The sequence below is a fragment of the Janthinobacterium sp. Bl 1 genome, from assembly GCF_058215535.1.
Genome location: NZ_CM177086.1, coordinates 145480 through 170226, shown reverse-complemented (window position 1 = coordinate 170226; position 24747 = coordinate 145480). Strand labels below are relative to the sequence as shown.

Annotated in this window: 9 protein-coding genes; all 9 read left to right on the top strand. The window is 66.5% G+C overall.

Features of this window, described 5'->3' with window-relative positions:
- The first annotated feature begins 22 nt into the window (after positions 1–22).
- The 9 genes from AC4BCN_RS00680 to AC4BCN_RS00640 all read left to right on the top strand — a co-directional run bounded on the left by AC4BCN_RS00680 (position 23) and on the right by AC4BCN_RS00640 (position 24740).
- Complete coding sequence (locus AC4BCN_RS00680) at positions 23–13684, top strand: filamentous hemagglutinin family protein (RefSeq protein ID WP_490492337.1); 13662 nt, start codon at positions 23–25, stop codon at positions 13682–13684.
- A gap of 144 nt (positions 13685–13828) precedes the next feature.
- Positions 13829–15466 (top strand): ShlB/FhaC/HecB family hemolysin secretion/activation protein, encoded by a 1638-nt coding sequence (locus tag AC4BCN_RS00675; protein ID WP_490492336.1) that lies wholly within the window; start codon positions 13829–13831, stop codon positions 15464–15466.
- Between the two features lie 56 nt (positions 15467–15522).
- On the top strand, positions 15523–17304 hold the full coding sequence (locus AC4BCN_RS00670; protein WP_490492335.1) for a DUF2341 domain-containing protein: 1782 nt from the start codon (positions 15523–15525) through the stop codon (positions 17302–17304).
- Between the two features lie 13 nt (positions 17305–17317).
- Positions 17318–17728, top strand: coding sequence for an ExbD/TolR family protein (locus AC4BCN_RS00665; RefSeq protein ID WP_490492334.1), 411 nt, complete (start codon positions 17318–17320; stop codon positions 17726–17728).
- A gap of 10 nt (positions 17729–17738) precedes the next feature.
- Positions 17739–18455, top strand: coding sequence for an energy transducer TonB family protein (locus tag AC4BCN_RS00660; protein WP_490492333.1), 717 nt, complete (start codon positions 17739–17741; stop codon positions 18453–18455).
- A gap of 36 nt (positions 18456–18491) precedes the next feature.
- Positions 18492–20228 (top strand): putative porin, encoded by a 1737-nt coding sequence (locus AC4BCN_RS00655; RefSeq protein ID WP_490492332.1) that lies wholly within the window; start codon positions 18492–18494, stop codon positions 20226–20228.
- Between the two features lie 9 nt (positions 20229–20237).
- The gene (locus tag AC4BCN_RS00650) at positions 20238–20912 is read left to right on the top strand and encodes a hypothetical protein (protein WP_490492331.1); all 675 of its coding nucleotides are present in this window, start codon (positions 20238–20240) and stop codon (positions 20910–20912) included.
- Positions 20913–20936: 24 nt separating this feature from the next.
- Positions 20937–21428: a YbjN domain-containing protein gene (locus AC4BCN_RS00645; RefSeq protein WP_223279040.1), complete on the top strand. Its 492-nt coding sequence runs from the start codon at positions 20937–20939 to the stop codon at positions 21426–21428.
- A gap of 207 nt (positions 21429–21635) precedes the next feature.
- Positions 21636–24740, top strand: coding sequence for a DEAD/DEAH box helicase (locus AC4BCN_RS00640; RefSeq protein ID WP_070303719.1), 3105 nt, complete (start codon positions 21636–21638; stop codon positions 24738–24740).
- The last annotated feature ends 7 nt before the right edge of the window (positions 24741–24747 follow it).

The following is a 24747-nucleotide window of genomic DNA, read 5'->3' as shown; positions in this document are numbered from 1 at the left end:
AACATGAAAAGGGAATGTCGCCATGCAGCGAAGCAAGTCGGTCACGAAACACGCATCCTCCTCCGCCATGGCGGGCAGCCACAACGCTCGCCCGGTGCGCTTGAAACCGCTGGCGCTGGCCATCGCCATGCTGCTGCAGGCGGGCGGCGCGCAGGCGCAGCAGCCGTTCAGCGGCGCCTGGTTCGCGGGCAAGGGCGCGCAGCAGGGCACGGCCGCCGCCACGGGACGCTTGCCGAATGGCCAGCCGGCCACAGCGCTGAACAACCCTTTGTTACAGCAGCAAAAGGCCGAAGGCAAGCTGCAGCAATCGCTGAACAATCTTTTGCTGACCGCGCGCGGCATCGCCGCCGAACAGGCGGTGCAGGCGGCCGCGCGCCAGGCTGCGCTGGCCGCCGGCGGTGCACCCGATGGCCTCGTCAAGGGCGGCTTGCAGGTCGACAGCAACAGTCTGACGGCGGGCTGGCTCAACGCCCAGGGCCCCGTGCAGAGCCAGGCCGATGGCAAGACCGTCGTGAAGGTCGTGCAGACGGACGACAAGGCCATCCTGAACTGGGAAAGTTTTAACGTCGGCAAGAACACTACCTTGCAGTTCGACCAGAAATCGCATTGGTCCGTGTTGAACCGCGTCAACGATCCGCTGGCGCGCCCCAGCCAGATCCAGGGCCAGATCAAGGCCGACGGCACGGTGATGATCGTCAACCGCAACGGTATCGTGTTTACGGGCAGCAGCCAGGTCGATACGCGCAACCTGGCGGCCGCCGCCATGGGCATGAGCGACAGCCAGTTCAAGAGCGGCTTGTACGGCAAGGCGCAGGGCACGGGCGCCGTGCCGACCTTCGCGAATGATTTGTTGCTGGACCAGAATACCTTTACGCATGCGGCGGCCGAAGCGGACGTCGTCGTCGCCGCCGGCGCGCGCATCGACACGCGCAAGCCGCAAACGGTGACGGAAGGCGGCGGCTACGTGCTGCTGGCCGGCCGCAGCGTCGAGAATGCGGGCGCCATCACCACGCCGAACGGCCAGACCACCCTGGCGGCCGGCGACGCCATCGTCGTGCGCCAGGGCATGGGCACGGACAAGAACCAGTATTCAAGCACGCGCGGCAATGAAGTCGAGATGCTGCGCGTGGCCGGCAGCGGCGCCGGCAGCGTCGTCAACAATGGCTTGATCCAGGCGGCCACGGGCGACATCACGCTCAGCGGCAATAGCGTGCGCCAGGATGGCGTGCTGTTGTCGAGCACGACCGTCAATGGCCGCGGCACGATCCACCTGGCGGCGGCGGGCGAGAACGCCGGCGTGACCCTGGCGCGCGGCAGCGTCAGCGCCATCGTCATCGACGACAACGGCGCCACGGCGCTCGACGTGCAGCGCGATACCTTGCTGAAAGACACGGGCAAGGGCACGGACACGCCACAAGACCGGCGCGACCAGTCGCTGGTGCGCATTGTTTCCGCCGGCAACATCGAGTTCGAAGGCGATTCGCTGACTCTGGCCACGGGCGGCCAGGTACTGGCCGATGCGGCCCGCCGCAGCCACGTGGCGCGCGGCGCCGCCATCGACGTGTCCGGCGCCGTCGGCGTGAAGGTCGACATGAGCAGCAACAATGTGCTGATCAACGTGCAGGGCAACGAGCAGCGCGACGCGCCCGGCAGCCGCGACGCCAAATACCTGAACAACAGCGACGTGTGGGTCGACCGCCGCGACCTGGTGCTGGTGCCGGCCGGCACCAACGGCTACGCCACGGACCGCTGGTACACGGCGGGCGGCTTGCTGGAAGTGAGCGGCTACCTTAATACCAGCGGCCACGGCATCGGCGAATGGGCGGCCCAGGGCGGCACCGTCGGCTTTGGCGGCGGCGAAGTGGTGACGCAGGCCGGTTCGCGCATCAATATCGCCGGCGGCTCGCTGGACGTGCAGACGGGCATGGTCAAGCAGACGTGGCTGAAAGGCGCCGATGGCGCGATGTACAAGCTGAGCACTGCCCCTGGCGACAATCTGTACACGGGCTTGTACCGCGGTTATGAAAGCACGCATGCGCGCTGGGGCGCGAACACGACGGAAACCCATGCGAATGCCTTGATCGGTCCGCGCGAGCGCCTGGAAAACGGCTACACGGTGGGCCGCGATGCGGGCCGCCTGATCGTTTCCACGGGCGCCGCCGTGCTGGAAGGCGATATCGACACGTCCGTGTTCCAGGGCGAACGCCAGCAGCGCAAGCGCGACGACGGCGTCGATAGCTACAAGCAGTCGCAGACGTCGGCCGCGCGCGCTGGTCAATTGATCGTCGGCAAAATGACGCCCGTCTTCGATACGAAGGCGGGCCAGTTGCGCGACAGCCCGCAAGCCGTGCTGGAAAACGTCGAGATCGGCAAGGTGGCATCCGTCGCCGATGGCCAGCTGCTGAACGAGGCCTTGCCGGCCGCGCGCGGCAAGACCTTGCAGCTCGATGCGGACTGGCTCAATGGGCTGGAACTGGGCGCCCTGAATATCTACGCCTACGACAAGCTCGACGTCAACGCGGACGTGCGCGTGGCCGATGGCGGCGACATTGCCCTGCACGCCACCGACGTGGCCATCAAGGCCAATGTAAGCGCGCGCAGCGGCAGCATCGCCGCCGGTGACATCATCTCGCGTTACCTGGCGAACGCGGGCGCCGTGTGGGTGGAAGGGCCCGTGTCGCCGGAAGGGCGCGCCACGGGCCCGGCCGGCGTGCGCGTGGCGCCGGGCGTGCGTCTCGATGCGCGTGGCCTGTGGAGTAACCTGGAACTGGACCCGGGCGCGGTCGCCGGCCTGCCGTACGTGAATGGCGGCAAGGTCACATTGAAGAGTTCGGGCGGTATCGAACTGGCCGGCGGCAGCGTCATTGACGTTTCGTCGGGCGCTGCCTTGATGAGCAATGGCAGCCTGCAGGGCGGGCGCGGCGGCGACATCGCCCTGGCCGTCGACTTGCCACGTGAAAAAACGCCGACGGGCGCCTTGCTCAAGCTTGACGGCGAGTTGCGCGGCCATGGCGTGAAGGGCGGCGGACGCCTGACGATCGACAGCGGCACGGCCGTCAGCATCGGCGGCAAGCTGCAGGACGGCGACGTGCTGCCAGGAGGGAGCAGTGCCCCCGTCGGCTTGCGCCTGGCCGATGAATTTTTGATTGCCAAGGGCGAGAAGATTCCCTTCGATTTCGCGCTTACCAGCAGCCTGATCAAGCCGGGCCAGATCTGGACCATGCCCGTGACGGTCGACGTGTCGGCGCAGAAACCGCTGGTGCTGGGGAGTGACTTGCTGGTGCCGCCGGGTGCGAACGTCGTCATCGACGGCACGGCATATGTCTGGGGCGGCTCCATCGCGCCCGCCGGCAGCGTGGTGACGGCCATCAACGGGCTCACTACGGGCTTCGAGGTCTCGGCGGCGGCTTTCCCGAACGGCTTGCCCATCTTGCCGATGACGACCCAGTATGCGGCCGGCAGCATCGCCGCCGACGACGTGCGCGCGCCGCGCGGCGCGCTGCTGCCGACCGGCATCATGCTGGGCCGTGACGTTGCCGTCCAGCCCATGCTGGCGCTGGACGCCGGCTTGTTCCAGAGCGGCTTTGCCGACTACGCCGTCACGGGCCGCGACGGCGTCGTGGTGGTCAAGGATGCGCGGATCGATGTGAAAATGCCCGTGCTGCGCTTCAATCCCGCCACCGGCCACACGGTGGCGAGCGGCACGGATCCGGCTGCCGCACTGGAAGTGTGGACGCCAGAGCTGTACCAGGAAGATGCGCGCAAGGGCCGCTTGACGCAGCGCGCCGGCGCCGACCTGACGCTGACGGCCGGCAGCCCGTACGTGAAGGGCGCCCTGGCGGTCGCGCAAGGCGCTGTCGTCACGGTCGATCCTGGCCGCCAGATCAGCATGACGAGCAATGGCCAGGTCAGCATCGACGGCCGCCTTGAAGCCTGGGGCGGCAAGATCGCCATCCTGCCCGGCACGTTGGGCACGGGCAGCGATGCCGATGTGCCGAACGGCAAGGGACAAGCCACGTCGATCTGGATCGGCGAACACGCGGTGCTCGACGTCGCCGGCCGCGCCACCATCGCCACCGACATGCGCGGCGGGCGCTATGGCCGCGCGGACAAGGGCGGCAGCATCGAAATCGGCGCCCGCTACAAGGCCGACGCGGCCAGCGTCGACGCGGCCGACGCCTTTGTCGTCGTGCGTCCGGGCGCGCTGCTCGACGCCAGCGGCGCGCAAGCCACGCTGGACTTGCCGAACCAGGGCGCCGTCAACGTGGCCGGCAGCGGCGGTTTGATTTCGCTCAGTTCGTACAACGGCATCTTTGCCGATGGCACATTGCGCGCGGTGGCAGGTGGCGCCGGGGCGGCCGGCGGCACCCTGGCGATGGCGCTCGACACGCCCAATTATGGCCAGGTGAACCGCCAGACGCTGGAAGGCGATAGCGTCGACAATGCGGTGCGGGTACCGCGCGAATTCGTGCTGGCGCAAGTGCAGGGCGACAGCGTATTGCCGGTTGATTTGCGCGCCGGCCAGCAGGATGAAGCCTTGCGCTACGGTAGTGCGCGCCTGGGCGTCGACCGCGTGCAGGCAGGCGGCTTCGATAACCTGGCCATGCATGTGAACGGCATGCTCAGCGTTGATGGCGACGTCAGCCTGGCGCTGGGCCAGAGCCTGCGCCTGAGCGCCAGTTCGCTGGGCCTGGCGCAGCAGCCTCCGCAGACGCCACAGCCTGATGCGGACGGCCAGGACAAGTTGGCTAGCCTTGCCAGCCAGGTGCGCCTGGCGGCGCCGTATGTGCGCCTGGGAACGGCCGCGCGCGCGCAGAAAGACAATTACATCGTGCCCAATGCCGTGAAAGGCTCGAAAAACTCGGGCAAGGGGCGCGGCATGCTGGGCGTGCCGCTGGTGGCCGATGGCTCGCTGCTGCAGATCGATGCGGGCATGCTCGATCTCGCGGGCGAGGTCAACATGGGTACGCGCGGCGAGATCGTGCAGAGCAGCGGCACGCCGCTGGCCGTCGAACGCGATGCCTTCGAACAGCTGACCCTGAACAGCCGCGGCGACTTGCGCATGTCGAACAACGCCGCCCTGTACCAGCCCGGCAACGCCACCCTGGTTGCCGCGCAAATCTATCCGGCCACAGGCGATAGCGGCATGGTCACGGTGGGCCAGAGCAGCCGGGTCGATGAATACGGCAATATCCGCGTCACGCTCGATCCGCTGCGCACGCTCACTGTCGAGCGCAGCGCCGGCAGCGCCACGCCGAACCAGCCGTTTTCCGTGTTCGGCAGCTTGAACCTGGTCGCGCCCACGATCAACCAGCACGGCGTGCTGCGCGCGCCGCTGGGCCAGATCACGCTGGGGGCCGAAGGCTTTGAAGCCAATACGGGCCATGTCAATCTGCTGCCGGGCAGCCTGACGTCCGTCAGCGCAAAAGGCTTGACGATGCCGTACGGCGGCACGCTCGATGGCCTCAGCTACCTGTATGACGGCAACGACGTCGTCTTCAAGGGCGTGGGCAACGGCCCCGAGATCGCCTTGGTCGGCGCCGCCGTCGACGTGCAAGCCGGCGCCGTGCTCGACCTGTCGGGCGGCGGCACCCTGACGGGCGCGGCCTTCCTGGCCGGACGGGGCGGTTCCACCGATGCGCGCCTCAATCCGCTGGTGCAGATGAAGCCGAATGGCGGCTTTACCTTGCCCGGTTTGAATACCAATCCCGTATACGCCATCATTCCCGGCGTGCAGCCGGACGTGGCGCCGTTGATGGCCGAGCAGGGCGCGGGCAAGCCGGCCGTGGGGCGCCAGATCACCATAGCCGCGGGCGTGCCCGGCCTGGCGGCCGGTACCTACACTTTGCTGCCATCGAATTTCGCCTTGCTGCCGGGCGCCTTCCGCGTGGAGCTGAACGGCCTGGCCGGCGCCGTCGAGGCGGGCGGCACGGTGGCCATGCGCAATGGTTCGTATGCGACGGCGGCGCAGACGGGCATCGCCGGCACGGCCATCCGCGACGCCGTGCCGAGCCAGGCCATCCTGACGCCGGCCGACGTGCTGCGTACCTACTCGCAATACAATGAAACGGGCTATACCGCCTTCGCCGTGGCGCAAGCCACGCGCGACGGCGTGCCGCGCGCCACGCTGGAACGCGACGCCAAGGGCGTGCGGGTGCAACTGATCGCCCCGTCGCTGCACAGCGTTGAAAATAATCACACGCCATTGATGATGGATGGCAGCGCCCTGTACACGCCGGCCGAGGGCGGCTTCGGCGGCTCGCTGCTGCTGGGCACGGGTGGCCATGCGGGTACCCGCTATCAAGTGCTGGCCGACGGCACGGCAGCGCAGGCGGACTTCGATGGCGTCTCCGTGCACGCTTCGCAGATCAATGCCTTCGGCGCCCAGCGCCTGGGCATCGGCGGCTTGCCGCGCGTCACCTACAGCGATTTCGCCACGGGCACCAATCAGCGCGCCAATATCGCCGCCATCAACGAATCGGCGGGCGGCATCGTGCTGCGCGATGGTGCCGTGCTGAAGGCGGCCGAAGTGTTTCTGGTGACCACGAAAACCAACGACGGCATCTTCCTCGAGCAAGGTTCCGGCATCAATACGCTGGGCCGCGGCAAGGCGGCCTGGGATTCGCGAGACGGTTTTGTGTACCAGCCGATGGGCAGCGTGCTGGCCGTCTCGAACGGCTGGCTGGACATGCTGCCGGCCGTGCGCACGCCGTCCGATTCGGATGGCCCCGGCATCATCGACATCGGTACGTGCGCCAAGACGGGCGGCGCCTGCACGGGCACCACTTCGCTGTATTCGGAAGGCACCATCGCCGCCGTCACGGAGCGCGCGTTTACCCTGCGCGACAACGTGCGCTACGGCACGCGCAACCTGGTGCTGGGGATGGGTTCGATCAATATCGGCAGCGCCGCCTCGCTGGCGGACGCCAGCGCCCGCGGCGCCCTGCCGGACGGCCTGGCGCTGAACCAGGACGTGCTCGACCGCCTGCTGCGCGGCGACACGAGCACGGGCGCACCGGCACTGGAAAGCCTGGGCTTGACGGCGCGCAATTCCTTCAACTTCTATGACTCGTCGCAGCTGTCGACCATTGATGCGGCGACGGGCAAGTCGTCGCTGTCGCGCCTGGTGCTCAACACGCCCGCCATCTACGGCTATGGCGGCACGGACGCGCTGGCGCGTATCCACACGGACACCCTCGTGTGGCAGGGCGCGACGAATGCGCCCGGCGCCGTCGTTGCCAACGGCCCCGGCACGGGCAGCGGCCGCTTGCAGATCGACGCCAAGCGCATCGAGTTCGGCTTCACGCCGGACAGCCGTCCCGACACCATCCACAACCTCGATCGTTTGATACTGGGCTTCGGCCAGGTGGCGCTCAATGCCAGCGAGCAGCTGACCGCCAACAACAAGGGCAGCCTGTCCGTCTACCAGTCGCAAAGCGCGTGGGATACGGCCACCAATGGCTACCGCTACAGCGGCGGCGATCTGCTGATCAACACGCCGCTGCTGACGGGCGCGGCCGGTTCCGTCAACCGCATCACGGCGGGCGGCGACCTCAAGGTGAGCGCGCCGGCCGGCGCTACCCCCGCCACACCGACGAACGCGGCGCTGGCCGGCGCCCTGGGCGCGGAAGTGGCGCTGAACGGCAACAGTGTCAGCGTGGATACGTCCGTGGTTTTGCCAAGCGGAAAACTGACCCTGTCGGCCGAGCGCGATGTGCTGCTGGGCGACAAGGCCAAGCTGGACCTGGCGGGCCGCAAGATCGATTTCTACGACACCAGCAAGTACAGCTGGGGCGGCGACGTGATCCTCGACAGCCGCGCAGGCGACGTGCGCCAGGCGGGCGCTTCCGTGATCGACGTGTCGGCCGTGAACAACCGTGCCGGCAAGCTGAGCGTGATCGCCACGGGCGACGCGGCGGGCATGGCCGACTTGCGCGGCGCCTTGCTGGGCGGCGCCAGCGGCCATTATGACGCGGGCGGCACTCTCGTGCCGTACGCGGCCGGCGGCGTGGAGGTGCGCGCCCAACAGATCGGCGACTTCGCCGGCCTGAACCAGCGCCTGAATACGGGCAAGGTGTTCGGCAGCCGCAGCTTCCAGCTCAAGCAGGGCAATTTGACCATCGGCGACGAGGTCAAGGCGCGCGAAGTGAGCGTGTCCGTCGATGGCGGCAGCTTGACCGTGAGCGGCCGCATCGACGCCAGCGGCGAGCAGGTGGGCAGCATCCGCCTGGCCGGGCGCGACGGCGTCACCATCCAATCCGGCGCCGTGCTCGATGCGCATGGCACGGTGCTGCGCACGGATAGCTATGGCCAGGTGATCGAGGCGCCGAACCGCGCCGTCATCGAACTGGCCGCGCCTGGTGGACGCCTGAGCCTGGAAAACGGCGCGCGGTTCGACCTGCGCAGCGGAGTCAAGGGCGGCAACTATGGCAGCATCGACCTGAACGTGCGGCGCCTCGGTGGCGCCACGGGCGACGATATCGACATCGATGCGGCTGGCGCGCTGAACATCGCCGGCGCGCGCACCATCAACGTCAACGCTTTCTGGCAATACAACGATGCGCCGACCGGTACAGGCAAGGATGCGGACGGCCGCAGCTACCAGGGCATCAACCAGGCCTATCTGGACGAGAAACACGGGGACAGCCAGCTCTTCATGGCCCACGCGCTGGCCAACGGCAACTTGATGGACAGCAAATTGCGCGGCTTACGCGGCGATGCCAACGCTTTCCACCTGCGCCCTGGCGTCGAGATCGTCAGCGCCACGCCGGGCGGCGACTTGCACATCGATGGCGACATCGACCTGTCGGGGCACCGCTACGACGGCGTCAATCCGCTGGCGCGCCTGAGCGGCGTGTACGGCTCGGGCGAGGCGGGCGCGCTGGTCGTGCGCGCCGGTGGCAAGCTCAGTGTCTTTGGCAGTATCACGGATGGCTTCGATACCCGCACCTTGCCCGTCACGTCGGACGACAAGGGCTGGCAACTGGTGAAGGGCCGCTTGCCATGGGGCGGCGAGGTTGTCGTGCCGCAAGCGGGTCTGGTGACCCTGGCGGAAGACACGTATTTCCAATCGGGCACGAGCGTCAATTTCGCCGTGCCGATGAAGGCCATGCAGCTGCGCGGCGGCACCTTGCTGGCGGCGCGCGCCACCTTGACGGCGGAATTGAACTTGCCTGCCGGCAGCGTGCTGGGCGGCGCCGTGCGCGATGCCGACGGCAAGGTGCTGTACGCGGCCGGTACGGTCTTGCCGAAGGCGCTGGCCTTATCGAGCGGCATGCAGCTCGATCCCGGCCTGCGCCTGCCTGGCGCGGCCAGCGTGGCGGCCATGCTGTGGCCGGCGAATGTGGCTTTGCCTTTCCCGGAAGGCAAGCCGCGGGACACGGGCGATAGCGTCAATCCCGTCAACGGCGTGGTGCTGGCGGCGGCGCTGGCGCTGGACAAGGGCAGCGTGCTGCCGGCCGGCACGCTGGTTAAGCTGCCTGGCGACGCGACCATGGTGGCGCTGCGCGCCGAGGATGGCGCGGGCCGCCAGGGCCGCAACCTGGCGCTGGCGCCCATGCTGGCCCAGGGTTCGCAAGCGTGGTCGCTGCGCCTGGTGGGCGGCGCCGATACGGCCGCCGCCGATACGCGCGCGCTGCGGCCGCATGCGAAGGACGCCCATCTGATGCTGGCCGATACGCATTACGGCATGGAGGAACGGACGTCGGTCAAGCCGGGCACGGGCTTGCCAAGCACCTATATTTTCAACGAGTACGCCACCATGTTGGGGTACCCGGAAGGCGAGGTCGATATCACAATGTGGTTTGGTACCGAAGCGAACATGCTGGAGAGTTATGCGGATCTGGTGACCAAGATTGCCGACGGTACGCCGCCCGAAATGGTGACCAAGGATGAGCCGGCGCGCCAGCTCCTGTTCAGCGTGCTGCGCACGGGCATGGGCGACCTCGATTTGCTCGCTGCCGGCGATTTCGACATGCGTTCGCTGTATGGCGTCTACACGGCGGGCACGCAGTCGGCCTCGCCGCTGGTCGATGGCAAGGATCTGTTCAACCTGCCGCGCGGCCTGAACGCCAAGGGCAAGCTGCTCGGCGCGCTGGGCGACGACAAGTTGACGCGTTTCGTCGATGGCGGCAGCGAGAGCCTGTACCGCGCCTGGTATCCCGAGCACGGCGGTAACCTGCTGCTGCGCGCCCAGGGCGACGTCAAGGGCGACACCGTAGGCACCGCCCTGCAGCGCCGCGAGGATGCCATCGGCACCCTGAGCGCGCATCAGGACACCAGCGACATCGGCGCCTGGTTGTGGCGCCAGGGCAGCGGCAGCACGGGGGCGGGCGTGCCGACGGCATGGTGGATCAATTTCGGCACCTATGTCGCGCGTCCCGAAGGCGGCGACCTGTTTGCGGGTCTGCCGGTCGTGTCGGGCTTTACGGGCATCGGCACCCTCGGCGGCGGCAATGTGCTGCTGCAGGCGGGCGGCAACGCCGGCATGCTGACCTCGCGCGCCGATCCGGGCGGCGTGTTCGCGCCGCGCAGCCAGGGCCTGAACGTGGCCGTGGGCAGCACGGGCAGGGTGACGCCGGACGGCAAGCTGCTGCTGACGGGCGGTGGCGACCTCGATATCCGCATCGGCGGCGGGCTCAACCCTGTCGCCGAGGTGCGCAGCTTCGATGCCAACAGCGATGCCCCGAATGCCGACACGCGCTTCGAGCGCCAGTATCCGACACTCAACAGCACCTTCACCAATCTGCGCGGCGCGCTGCGCATGGAGGCGGGCGCCGTGGGCGGCGTCGAACTGCGCTTCGACCGCGCCGATCCGAAGGAATCGCGGCCGTATGAAACCTATACGGCGGGCACGGCCATTGCCAGCGGCGGGCCCATCCTCGTGCCGGGCGACAGCGGCGTGCGCATCGATGCGCGCGGCGACCTGGTGCTGGGCGGTACGGCCGATGCGGGCCGCGTCAAGCAGTTTGGCAATGGTTCGCCGTTCAACTACCAGGGCGTCGAGCGCCAGGGCGAGGGCTGGAGTTGGTTCTCGCTGTGGACGCCGGCCACCGCCATCGACCTGTTCAGCGCGGGCGGCAATCTGACGCCGACGTCCGCCTGGATACAATCGGACATGGGCGATAACCACGCGCCAACGGATGCACGTTTCGTCATGCCATCCGTGTTGCGCGCCGTGGCCGCCAGCGGCAGCCTGTATTACGGCAATGCCAGCCTGGGCAGGCTGGGCGAGGGCGGCAAGGTCGACATGCCGCAAAACGGCGTGATCCTGGCGCCGTCGCCGGTGGCGCCGCAATTTGTCAAGACGGGCACGGGCCAGCTGGAAATGCTGGCGGCCGACTCCATCCATGCGGCCGGCTATCCGATCACCGCATCGGGCGCCGATCCGCGCCTGTTGCCAAGTCCATTCAACCCGGGCTTCGTCGGCGCACTGGACCCGGTCTGGTTCGGCCTGCTGCCCTTGCATAACGTCAGCGCCAACGGGCTGGCGCCCGGTGCGCTGAAATGGTTCGGCTTGACGCCGAATGGCGCCAGCGATGCCTCGCAGCAACTGTATCCGCTGTTCAGCATGACGGCGCCGACGGTGTCGGACTACGTGCCGGTGGGTCAGCTGCCCGCGCATTTCTATGCCAACAATGGCGACATCGTCGGCTTGCGCACGGGCGGCATCGTGTACCGGGGAACACTGAAGGGCGAAACGGGCCCGCTGGGCGTGTGGTACGAAGGCGGCGGCGCCGTGGCCGTGCGGGCCGGGCGCGATATCGTTAATTCGGGCACGCCGCTCGGCAGCGTCGAAGGCGTGCCGGAAGGCGCGGCCGGATGGACCAGCCAGGGCTTTGTCGGCCGGCCCGATTTTCCGGACAAGCCGGTGGTCTCCGGCGTCTCGTCCGCGCGCGGCAATCTGTTCGTGCACCGCAATGCCGACGACGTTTCCGTCGTCAGCGCCGGGCGCGACATCCGCTACAGCACCTTCTATGTGGCGGGACCGGGCCAGCTGAACGTGAGCGCCGGGCGCGACCTGTACATGGCCGACAAGGCGGAATTGCGCAGCCTCGGCGCCATCGTCAACACGGGCCCCGGCGAGCGCGGCAATGGCGCCGGCATCAGCGTGGCGGCCGGCGTGGGCCGCAATGGTCCCGACTATGCGGCTTTCGCGGCGCGCTACCTGGACCCGGCCAAGCTGGCCGACCCGGCCAGCCCGCTGGCCGACCAGGCCGGCAGCGCCGTGTACGTCTACGGCGGCAAGCTGACCCTGGCCGACTGGCTGCGCGGCCAGTTCGCCTACAGCGGCGACGAGGCGGGCGCGTCCGCCTTCCTCGGCACGAAACAGGCGGAACTGGAAAAGGCCGGCCAGGCATCGGGCGCCGTGCGGCGCGACCTGGCGCGCGAATATGCGCAGGTCAGCCAGCTGCACCTGGTGAACTGGCTGACGACGCGCTTCGGTGGCGACAGCGGCCTGGGCATCCGCTACGACCCGGCCACCGATGCGCGCAGCTTCTTTGCCGCCTTGCCGAAGGAACAGCAGCAGGTCTACCTGAGCAATGTCTACTTTGCCGAACTGAAGGCGGCCGGACGCGAATACAACGATGCGGACGGCATGCGCCGCGGCAGCTACCTGCGCGGCCGCGAAGCCATCGCCACCCTGTTCCCGGCGCAGGACAAGGCGGGCCAGAAGATCGAGTATAAGGGCGACCTGACGATGTTCAGCAGCGCGCTGTACACGGTCAACGACTACGACGGCGTTTACACCAAGCGGCCGGTCGCGGGCGTGCGCTACCTGAGCCCGCAGGAGTGGGCCGAGGCGGGCCGTCCGACGGTCAATGTGCCGCACGTGATCGTCAACGACGCGGGCATCCACACGGATGTCGGCGGCGATATCGGCATCACGGTGCCGGGCGGACGGGCGCTGATCGGGGTCGATGGCGGCTATGCGCCGGGCGAAGGCTCGGGCGTGCTGACGCAGGGCGCGGGCGAGATCCAGATGTACGCGAAGGACAGCATCCTGCTGGGTCAGAGCCGCATCTTCACCACCTTCGGCGGCAACATCCTGGCCTGGTCGGCCACGGGCGACATCAATGCGGGCCGCGGCACCAAGTCCACTGTCGTCTACACGCCGCAGCGCCGCACCTACGACAGCATCGGCCTCGTCAGCCTGTCGCCGAGCACGCCGGCCACGGGCGCCGGCATCGCCACCCTGAACCCGATCCCGGAGGTGCCGCCTGGCGACATCGACCTGATCGCCCCGCTGGGCAGCATTGACGCGGGCGAGGCGGGTATCCGCGTCTCGGGCAACGTCAACCTGGCGGCCTTGCAAGTGATCAATGCGGAAAACGTCCAGGTGCAGGGCAAGTCGGCGGGCCTGCCCGTGATCGCTACCGTGAACGTGGGCGCGCTCAGCAATGCCAGCGCGGCCGCCACGCAAGCCGTCACGGCGGCGCAAGACGTGCTGCAACGGGAACGGGCCGCCACGCGCCAGGCGCTGCCGTCACTGTTCACGGTGAAAGTGCTGGGCTTTGGCAACGAGCAGGCGGACGAAGCCGGTGCCAGCAAGCATCAGGGCGGCGAGCCGCAGGCGTCCAGCTACCAGCCGGCCGGCGTGGTGCAGGTGCTGGGCGCGGGACCGTTGACGGCGCCGCAGCTGCAAGCGCTCACGCCGAACGAGCGGCGCGGCTTGCAGCCGTGAGCGGAGTTTTATGAACATTTGATGACATTCGGCAGTCGTCGCGCGCGGCGGCTGTCTAGGCATCAGTAGATCAGCATTAACAGAAAAAACGCCGGCCCAGCGCCGCAACACAGGGCAACCGTTTGATTTTAAGGTGAATGGAAGATGCGTGAAATGACAACCAAGGGCAAGGGGCGTGCCGCCGCGGCGCCTGCAAGGGCCTTGACGATGCTGTGCCTGGCCATGCTGGCGCTGCCCGGCATGGCGCGCGCGCAGGACGCTGTGCCGGCCGCCGCCCCCGTGGCCGTGCCGGAACGGCAGGTGACGATCGAGGAATACCTGGTGCGCGGCAATACCGTGCTCGACGCGCGTGCCATCGAAGAAGCGGTCACGCCCTTCTTGGGGCCGGGCCGCACCCTGAAGGACGTGGAAGGGGCGCGCGACGCCCTCGTTGCGGCATATCAAGCCCGCGGCTATCAGTCCGTCTACGTGGACTTGCCCGAGCAGCAGGTGGAGCAGGGCGTGGTGGTACTGCAGGTGAGCGAAACGAAGGTGGGGCGCTTGCGCGTGGTCGGTGCGCAATACAACTCGCCGCTCGACGTGCGCCAGCAAGTGCCGGCCCTGACGGAAGGCAAGGTGCCCGATTTTACCCAGGCGCAAGTGGAATTGACGGCCCTGAACCGGGGGCCCAAGCGCCAGGTGATGCCCTTGGTCAAGCAGGGCAGCCTGCCCGGCACCATGGACGTGGACTTGAAAGTCGAGGACAGCAGCCCGTGGCGCGCCAGCGTCGGCTTGAACAACGATTACAGCGCCGATACCAAGAAGCTGCGCAGCAGCATCTCGCTCGGCCACGACAACCTGTGGCAGATGGGGCATAGCGCCACCATCAGCTTTTTCGGCACGCCGGGCGACCTGAACCAGACCAAGGTGTGGTCGGCCTCGTACGTGGCGCCGATCGGCACGCAGGGCTGGAGCGTGGAAGCGACCGGCTACCAGTCGAACAGCAACGTGGCCAGCACGGGCGGCACCAGCGTGCTGGGCAAGGGCCATGCGCTGGGCATGAAGCTCAATTACACGGTGCCCAACAGCGGCATCTGGTGGCACAGCTTTAGCGGCGGCATCGATTTCAAGGATAACCAGGAAGCGCTGCAGCTGAATGGCGCCGGCTCCAGTGTTCCCCTGAAGTATGTGCCGTTCAGCGTGGCCTACAACGGCTTTGCACAGACGGAGACGGCGACGTATGGCCTGGGCCTGTCGCTGGTGGCCGGCACGCGCGCCGCGTTCGGCTATGGCAGCAACAGCGCCGCTTATGACAACAAGCGCTACAAGGCTTCGCCCAGCTTCCTCGTGCTGAAGGGCGACGCCAACGCCACCACTACCCTGGGTAGCGGCGCGCAGCTGTACGGCAAGCTGGCGGGCCAGCTGGCTGACGCGGCGCTCGTGTCGGGCGAGCAGATGGCCGCCGGCGGCGCCAATTCCGTGCGCGGCTACCTGTCGGCCGAAGCGACGGGCGACTACGGCGTCTCCGGCACCGTCGAGTGGCGCACGCCCCAGCTGACGTACTTCAGCCGCCTGGAAAACTGGCGTCTGTTTGCCTTTGCCGATGGGGCGCGCCTGCGTCTGCGCGACCCGCTGCCGGAACAGAAAGACCTGTTCGGCCTGGCCTCGGTGGGCGTGGGCAGCAGCTTCCAGTTCCTGCGCTACCTGAATGGCCGCATCGATTTCGCCTACCCGCTGCGCGATGGCCCGCGCACGCACAAGCACGTGCGCCGCATCAATTTCAACCTGTCGGCCAGCTACTGACGGGCCAGCTCACCAGCACTGCACTTTTTTGGACTTTTCTTCGGAGAATCACTGTCATGCAACGTCTTTTTTTCCTGCTCACGATCCTGGGCACGCTCGTTCCCGGCCTGGCGCATGCCTGGTGGCAGCCCGACTGGGCTTACCGCAAACCCGTCACCGTCGACGCCGGCCCGAAGGCGGGCGCCGTGGGCGGCGATCCCGGCCGCATTCCCGTGCTGCTGCGCTTGCATTCGGGTAACTTCAACTTCGAAGGCGTCAGCGACAACGGCGCCGACCTGCGCTTCGTGGCGGGCGACGATAAAACGGTGCTGAACCACCAGATCGAGCAATTCAATCCGCTGCTGGGCATCGCCCTGATCTGGGTCGACGTGCCGGCCCTGACGGCCGGTACGCCGCAGCAGTTGTGGATGTACTACGGCAATCCGAAGGCGCCCGCTTCCGGCAATGGCCAGCGCACTTTCGACCCCGACTACAGCCTCGTGTACCACTTCACCGAGCCTGGCGTCCCCTCGCGCGACAGCACCGCCTACGGCAACCATGCGCAGACGGCCGTGCCGTCGCTCGACGGTTCCGTCATCGGTGCCGGCGCCCGCCTGGGCACCACGCCGTTGATGCTGCCCGCCTCGCCATCGCTGGCGCTGGCCGCCGGTGCGCCGTTCACGTTTTCCGCCTGGGTGCGTCCTGACAGCCTGGGCGCGCAGCAAGTGCTGTATGCACGCCGCGACGGCGCCAATGAATTGCTGATCGGCATAGACCAGGGCGTGCCCTTCGTGCAGGTGAATGGCCAGCGCAGCAAGCCGGGCCAGCCTATCCAGGCCGCGCAATGGTCGCACCTGGCTGTCAAGGCCGACAAAGCCAACGTGGCCTTGTACGTGGGCGGCCGCCCGGCCGTGTCGCTGGCCACCGCGCTGCCAGCGTTCAGCACGGCCGCCTCGGTCGGCGCCGATGCGCCGCCGGTCGCTTCCGGTGCCTCCACCCTGAACAACTTCACGGGCGCCATCGACGAGCTGCGCCTGTCGCGTACGGCCCGTCCCGACGCCCTGCTGCTGGCCGACGCCGTCTCGCAAGGTTCCGAATCGCGCCTGGCCGTGTTTGGCGCAGACGAACAGCAAGCGGGCAAGAGCCATTTCGGCTTCATCATCGCCGCCATGCCGCTCGACGCGTGGATCGTCGTCGGCGTGCTGGGCCTGATGATGGTCTTGTCATGGATCATCATGATCGGCAAGGGCCGCAGCTATGGCGCCATCTCGCGCGCCAATGCGCAATTCATGCAGTCGTTCCACGAGGCTGCCGGCGCACCGCTGGACCACCTGTCGCGCAACGGCAAGCTCAGTGCTTCCGTGAAGACGGATTCCTCGCTGTGGCGTCTGTATGACGTGGCCATCGACGAGATGCGCCGCCGCCATGACCGCGGCTACGACTTGAACGCCGTCTCGAACGCGACCATCGGCGCCATCCGCGCCGCCATGGATGGCGTGATGGTGCGCGAAAGCGAACGCATGTCCAAACGCATGATCTGGCTGTCGACCACCATCGAAGGCGCGCCGTACGTCGGCCTGTTCGGCACCGTGATCGGCATCATGCTGGTGTTCGTCGTGGCGGCCATGGCCGGCGCCGTGGACATCAACTCGGTGGCGCCGGGCATGGCGGCAGCGCTGCTGTGTACGGCCGCTGGTCTGGGCGTGGCCATTCCCGCCCTGTTCGGCTACAACTGGCTGTCCTCGCGTTCGGACGCTATCGTTGCCGACATGGCCGTCTTCGTCGATGAGTTCGCCACGCGCCTGGCTGAAGAGCAGGGCGACGGACGCCAGATGCGTCCCGTGCTGCAGCAGGCGTGAGGGGCGCATAACCATGGCCACCTCCGCCAAGTTTACCCCCCGCAAGCGTAGCGGCGGCATCAACATCACGCCCTTCGTCGACGTGCTGCTGGTGGTGCTGGTGATCTTCATTTTGACCAGCAACGCCAGCATTCCCGGCATCAAGGTCGACCTGCCCAAGGCCAGCTCGGCCACGGCGCTGGAAAAACCGAAGACCAAGGCCGTCACCATCGACAACGCGGGCCAGGTCTTCCTCGACGCCTATCCCGTCACCCTGCCCGAGCTGGAAGAGCGCTTGCGCACGGAAAAGGCCCTGACGCCCGACTTCCCCGTGATCGTGCGCGGCGACGCCGCCGTGCAATACGCGAAAGTGGTCGAAGTGCTCGATTTGCTGCGCCGCATCGACCTGAACAAGGTTGGCCTGGTGACCGGCAAGCCGGCATGAGGAGCGCAAGGTGAAGCGTGACGACATGATGAAGATGGCCGGCCCGGAATCGTCGGGTGCGGCGCAGTGGTGGCGCCGCTGGGGCGGCGTGGCCGGCGGCGTACTGCTGGCCGGCGCGCTGGCCGCGCTGGTCTGGTATTTGCTGTCGGATACGGCCGCCACCAAGCGCGAAGTGGCGGCCCCGCCGATGCTGATGCTGCCCCCTCCGCCACCACCGCCGCCGGAACCGGAAAAACTGCCGGAACCGACACCGGACAAGGTGGTGCCGGAAGTGTCGGAGCCGGAACCGACGCCGGCCGACAAGCCCATGGATGATGCGCCGGAAAGCCCGTCGCCGGACAAGGGCGACCCCGTCACCATCGATGGCGCGGCGCAGGCTGGCAGCGACGCTTTCGGCATCCAGGCTGGACGCGGCGGCGGCATGACGGGCGGCGGCGGTGGCGGCGGACTCGGCGCGGGATCGTATGGCCGCTATGTCGCCAACGCGCTGCAGCTCGCCTTTGCCCGCGACCCGCGCACGCGCCAGCTGGCGTTTAGCGACATCCGCGTCGACCTGTGGCTCGATACGGAGGGCAAGACGACGAAAGTGCAGCTGGTGCAAGGCACGGGCAATGTGCAGACGGATGAGCAGGTACTGGCCATGGTGCGCGATTTCCGCGCCGATGAGCGGCCACCGGCATCCCTGCGGTTCCCGGCCCGCGTTTCCATTAAAGGTCGGCGCCCGTAAGCGCATGAACTAATTCCTCATTTACCGAAAGAAGCGATGAATTCCTTATTTTCTTCCCCACAGCGTGCGCGCCGCCTTCCGCTGGCGCTGGCTGCCCTGGCCCTGAGTGTGGCGGCGGGCGCGGTACAAGCCCAGACGGCACCGGCCGACAGCACCATGGTCAAGCTGATCCGCGGCCTGATCCAGAGCGGCGCCCTGAACAAGGATGCCGGCGAAGCGCTGCTGGCGCAGGCGCAGAGCGAAGCGCTGGCACAAGCGCAAGCCCGTCCGGCCGCCGCGCCGGCCGCCCTGGCGCAAGTGCAGCCGGGCGACGTGCGCGTGCCGTATATTTCGCAAACCGTGCGCGAACAGATCCGTGACGAAATCAAGGGCCAGGTCATGGCCGAGGCAAAAGCGGGCGGCTGGGCGGCGCCGAATGAAACGCCGGCCTGGACCAAGCGCATCCGCCTGGAGGGCGACGTGCGTGCGCGCTACGAATCGCGCTACTACGACATGGCCAACAGCAATATCGAGATCGACTGGCGCTCGCTCAACAGCGGCAGCGGCTACGACGTCAATTCGAACACCAACCTGGCCCTGCCGGCGTTGCTGAACACGCGTGAAGACCGCAAGCACTTGCTGCGCGCGCGTGCCCGCCTGGGCATCCTGGCCGATATTTCCGACACCACCCAGGCAGGCATCCGCCTGGCCAGCGGCAACGACGACAGCCCCGTGTCCACCACGCAAACCCTCGGTGGCGGCCTGGGCAAGAAAAACATCTGGCTGGACCAGGCCTGGCTGTCGTACCAGCCCGCTTCCTGGCTGAAACTGACGGCGGGCCGCTTCGACAATCCGTTTGTGTCCGGCGACGAACTGTTTTCCAGCGAACTCAATTTCGACGGCATCGCCGCCAAGGTGCAGCAGCCGGTCGGCGAGAGCAAGGACGTCACCGTCTTCGGTACCCTGGGCCTGATTCCGCTCGAGTATTCGTCCGACAATGCGCCTAGCCGCAGCCAGGCAAAAATGTCCAGCGAAAACAAATGGCTGCTGGGCGCGCAAGTGGGCGCGTCGTGGAAGATCAATAGCGACCATCAGCTGCGCGGCGCCTTGGCCTACTACAACTTCCGCAACATCAGCGGAGAATATTCGCAGCCGTGCGCGTTGTACGCGGGCGCCGATGGCTGCAGCACGGACTGGTCGCGTCCGTCGAGCATGCAAAAAGGCAATAGCTTGATGCTGCTGCGCAATATCGCCCTGAACCCGCTGGACCCGGCCAATACGCCGCAGCCGCAATTCGTGGGCCTGGCGTCGAAATTCCGCCTGGCCAACCTGAATGCGCGCTGGGATAGCAAGGTGGCCGGCGGCACGGACTTGCGCATCGAAGGCGATTATGTGCGCAACATGGCCTACGACAAGAACGAGATGTGGGCGCGCGCCAAGGGCGGCATCATGAACAATTTCGGCGGCACGGGCGGCGTCTCGCAAGCCGATTTCAAGAGCGGCGGCAATGCCTACATGCTGCAAGCGACCTTGGGCAAGGCCAGCCCGGCCGCGCGCGGCGACTGGAACGTCTTACTGGGCTACAAGCGCATCGAACCGGACGCCTTGCCTGACGCCTACAACGATTCGACTTTCCACCTGGGCGGCACGAATGCGCGCGGCTACTACCTGGGCGGCGCGTATGCGCTCGACAAGAATACCTGGCTGAACGGCCGCTGGACGTCGAGTCGCGAAGTGTTCGGTTCGGCACTGTCGATCGACACCCTGCAAATCGAACTGAACGCGCGTTTCTAAGGAGCCATGATGTTGATATCCAACAAAATGCGCCTGCCTTTGCTGTTACTGAGCTTGCTGGCTACCGGCACGGCCCAGGCGCAGGCGCAAAAGGGGCAAAGCATGGAAGAGCGCTTGCGGGCCGAGTTGCGTAACGTGACGGCGCAATTGCAGCAGACGCGCGGCGAACTGGAAGTGCTGAAAGCCAAGGGCGTGCCTGCCGCGAAGGCGGTGCCCGTTGCGGCCGAACCTGCCAGCGATGGCTTGAAAAAGGAGCTGGCGCGCAGCCAGTCGCAACTGGCGCACGAGCGCGCGCAGCGGGAAAAGCTGGGCGAGCAGCAACAGCGCAGCACGGCCGCCGCGCAAGAGGCAGCCGCCAGCCTGGCGCAGTACCGCCAGGCCAGCGAGCAATTGACTGCCACGGGCAAGCGGCTGGAAGCGGAGCGTGCGCGTCTCGACGGCGAAGTGACGGCGCAGCGCGGTGCCCTGGCACGCTGCGAAAGCAAGAATGCCCAGCTGTATGCGGCCGGGCAGGACATCCTGCAAGCGTATGAAGGTCTCGGCGTGCTGGACGTCATGAAGGCGCGCCAGCCGTTCGCCGCGCAAAGCAGAGTGAAACTCGAGCAAATCGCGCAGCAGTACGGCGACCAGCTGTACCAGGGCCGCTTTGATGCACGCCAAACAGAAACGCCGGCCCCCCAATAATTTTTTGAAATGAATGGAATGACGATGGAAAACACGAATACCAATTTGCTGACCACCCTGAATGCGGAACAAACGGCCGAGGCCATCAAGGCGGCCGGCTGCGCCGTGACCAGCATCGAACACGACGGCGTCGTGCGCCTACACAGTGCCAGCCATGGCATCGGCTTCCAGGTGCTGTGGGGCAATGAAGCCGCGCCTGGACAGTACGCCGATCTGACCCTGAGCTGCCCGCTGCGCGTCCAAGGCGGCGACTTGCCGGCCGGCTTGCTGGCCGAATGGCACCGCAGCAAGCGTTTCGCCCGCGTGGCCCAGCATGGCGATTTCGTCGTGCTGGAAATGGATGTGCTGGTCGCCGGTGGCGTCAGCAAGGACTACCTGAATATCAATCTGCAACTGTGGACGCAGATGATGGGCCAGTTCTTCTTGTTTTTGCGCAACTTTACGCCGGCCGATACAAGCACGGCACCGGTAGTCGAGGCCGCCAGCGTGGCAGAAGAAGAAACTGTGCCGGCCTGATAAGCCGTCCAGTGGAGGAAAAATGGCCCGCGACGGGCCATTTTTGCCGTCTGCGGGCCTCAAGTGTCGTATTAAATACTTATTTTTTAGGCATCGCGCATTAAAACTGCTCAAAGAGCGTGTGTGAATCAAGCCAGCAACGGCTGTATGGCGGATAATATTGCCTGTTGCCGATTTGGATACGACCTTTACACAAAAATGCGCCCCATGGATTTTACCCGCGACGAAACCAGTGAAACCCCAGTTGCCCCGGCCAGCGCGCCGGGAGCGCCTTTGCCGTATGCCGTCGCCACCTGGCTGCAGCGGGTGGAGGCTGCCGCCCATCCGAAGGCCGTGCTGACGATTGCCGAGCCTGATCCCAAACTCAACCAGCATCGATTGATCTACGTGCTGGCGCCCACCAGCGGTGGCCGCCACGTGGCCCTGTGCCTGTACAAGGCGCGGCTGCGGCCGAATGGCGACGTGGCGGCGGCGTCGCCCATCAGCGAAATCTTCTCGCTGCTGTCTGCTCCTCCCACATTCCTGACGCCGGCCGATGAAGACCTCGTGCGTTTCTTCGTGGCCATGCGCAGCGGACAGAATTCGCAGACGGGCAGCGCCACGGAGCCGAAGGGCAAGGTGGGCGCGGCCCTGCTGAAAATGCTGGCCGAGCAGGATAAACTGTTGTGGGCCAATTCCTGGGCCGATGTCGGCAATGGCCTCGTGTACCCGTTGAAGGAAGGTCCCGTGCGTCCCGCCCGCCTGTTCTGGCGCGACGAGGGCAAGACCATGCGCCTGGGCTGGCAAGTGGACCCGCCGGAAGGCGCGAAGCACCATGGTGCCGACCAGATCGACTACATGCTGCCTACCGATCCGCCGTGGTACATCGACAATCTGTCGTGCGGCGTGCTGGAACTGAACCAGGGCGGCTCCGACATTTCCCTGGCCGACTTGCAGGCGCTCGTGGCGCAGGCGCCGCCTCTGAACGCGAACGACAAGGTGCGCGTGTCGCAACTGCTGCTGGCGCAGGGCTTGCAGCATTTGATGCCGCTGCCGCAGCCGTTGCCGCAGCGCTTGCGCAAGGACGTGCCGGCGCAACCGGTCCTGCTGCTCGATAGCGCCATGCTGGCCGATGGCAGCATCCAGCGCTGGAGCGATTTTGCCGTGCTGTCCTACGACTACGATGGCGAGCGCGTCTCGTTCGACCCGTCGCAGCGCGTGGTGCGGCAAGTGGGCGACGTGACGGAAATCATCCAGAGAAACACGGTCGACGAAGCGCGCGCGCTGGCCACCCTGGCCGAGCTGCAATTCAAGAAGCCGGGCTCGGCCCCCTTGAGCGGCTTGAAGGGTGCCTTGCAACTGCCGTCCCAGGCGGAATGGCTGCGTTTTGCCGAGTCCGGCATCGACGCCTTGCTGGAGCAGGGCTGGATCGTGGAAAAGACGGCCAAGTACCGCTACGACGTGAGCGACGTGGGCGACTGGTACGCGGAAATCGACGACCAGGACCCGGACAGCGGCAACGCCTGGTTCGAGCTGGAACTGGGCATCGTCGTCAACCACGAGCGCGTGCCGCTACTGCCCGTGCTGGTGCAGCTGATCCGCAACGCGCCCAACGATTTCAATCCGAAAGTCATCGAAGCGCACGCGGACGATGACCAGATGCTGGCAACCTTGCCGGACGGCACGCGCGTGGCCCTGCCGTGGGGCCGTGTACGCCCCATCCTGAACACCCTGGGCGAACTGTATTTCAGCGACAAGATCAAACATGCCGTGCGCATGTCGACCCTGGACGCGGCGCGCCTGGAAGAGCTGGCGCGGGGCCTGGAGATGCAATGGACGGGTGGCGAGCAATTGCGCGCCATGGGCCGCAAGCTGAGCCAGTTCGGTTCCGTGCAAAAAGTGGCGGCGCCAGCCGGCTTGCAGGCGACCTTGCGCGACTACCAGGCCGATGGCCTGGCGTGGATGCAATTCCTGCGCGACCATGACCTGGCGGGCATCCTGGCCGATGACATGGGCTTAGGTAAAACCGTGCAAACCCTGGCGCATATCCTGGTGGAAAAGGAAGCGGGCCGTCTCACGCATCCGGCCCTGGTGATTGCACCGACGAGTTTGATGGGCAACTGGCAGGACGAGGCGGCCAAGTTCGCGCCTTCGCTGAAAGTGCTGCTGCTGCAAGGCAAGGATCGCGCTCAGCAATTCGACCAGATCGATCAATGCGACCTGGTGCTGACGACCTACGCGCTGTTGCCGCGCGACGAGGAAACCTTGCGCGAGCACGATTTCCACCTGGTCATCCTTGACGAATCGCACTACATCAAGAATACGCGCAGCAAGGCGGCGCAAAGCGCGGGCCTGCTGCGCGCGCGCCATCGCCTGTGCTTGTCCGGCACGCCGCTGGAAAATCACTTGGGAGAACTGTGGTCGCAATTCCACTTCCTGCTGCCGGGCTTGCTGGGCGACGAGAAGACGTTCAACACCCAGTTCCGCCACCCAATCGAGCGCCAGGACGACCCGCTGCGCCGCATGCTGCTGAACCGCCGCATCAAGCCTTTCTTGTTGCGCCGCACGAAGGACAATGTCGCCAAGGAGCTGCCGCCGAAGACGGAGATGGTGCGCAAGGTGGAATTGACGGGGCCGCAGCGCGACTTGTATGAAACCGTACGTCTTGCGATGGATCAAAAGGTACGCGAAGAAATCGACAAGAAGGGCGTGGCGCGCAGCCAGATCGTCATCCTCGAAGCGCTGCTGAAATTGCGCCAGGTGTGCTGTGACCCCCGTCTCGTGAAATCCTTGCCGGCGAAAAAGCAGTCGGCCGGTTCGGCCAAGCTGCTCGACCTGATGCAGATGGTGGAAGACTTGCTCGACGAAGGGCGCAAGATCCTCGTTTTCTCGCAATTTACCAGCATGCTGGAATTGATCGAGGAAGAGCTCGAATCGCGCGACATCCCGTACGCGCTGTTGACGGGCGAAACGAAGGACCGGGGCGCGCAAGTGGCGGCCTTCCAGCAGGGCGCCGTGCCGATTTTCCTGATCAGCCTGAAAGCGGGCGGCGTGGGCCTGAACCTGACGGCGGCCGACACGGTCATCCACTACGATCCGTGGTGGAATCCGGCGGCGGAAAACCAGGCCACGGATCGCGCCTGGCGCATCGGCCAGGACAAGCCCGTGTTCGTCTACAAATTGATCGCGAAGGGCACGCTGGAAGAAAAAATCCAGCTGCTGCAGCAAAAGAAATCGGAACTGGCGCAATCGATCCTGGCCGAAGGCGAATCGCAGAAGATGGCCCTCACGCAGGAAGACTTGCAGCAGATTTTCGCCCCGCTGGAAGATTAACGCTGCC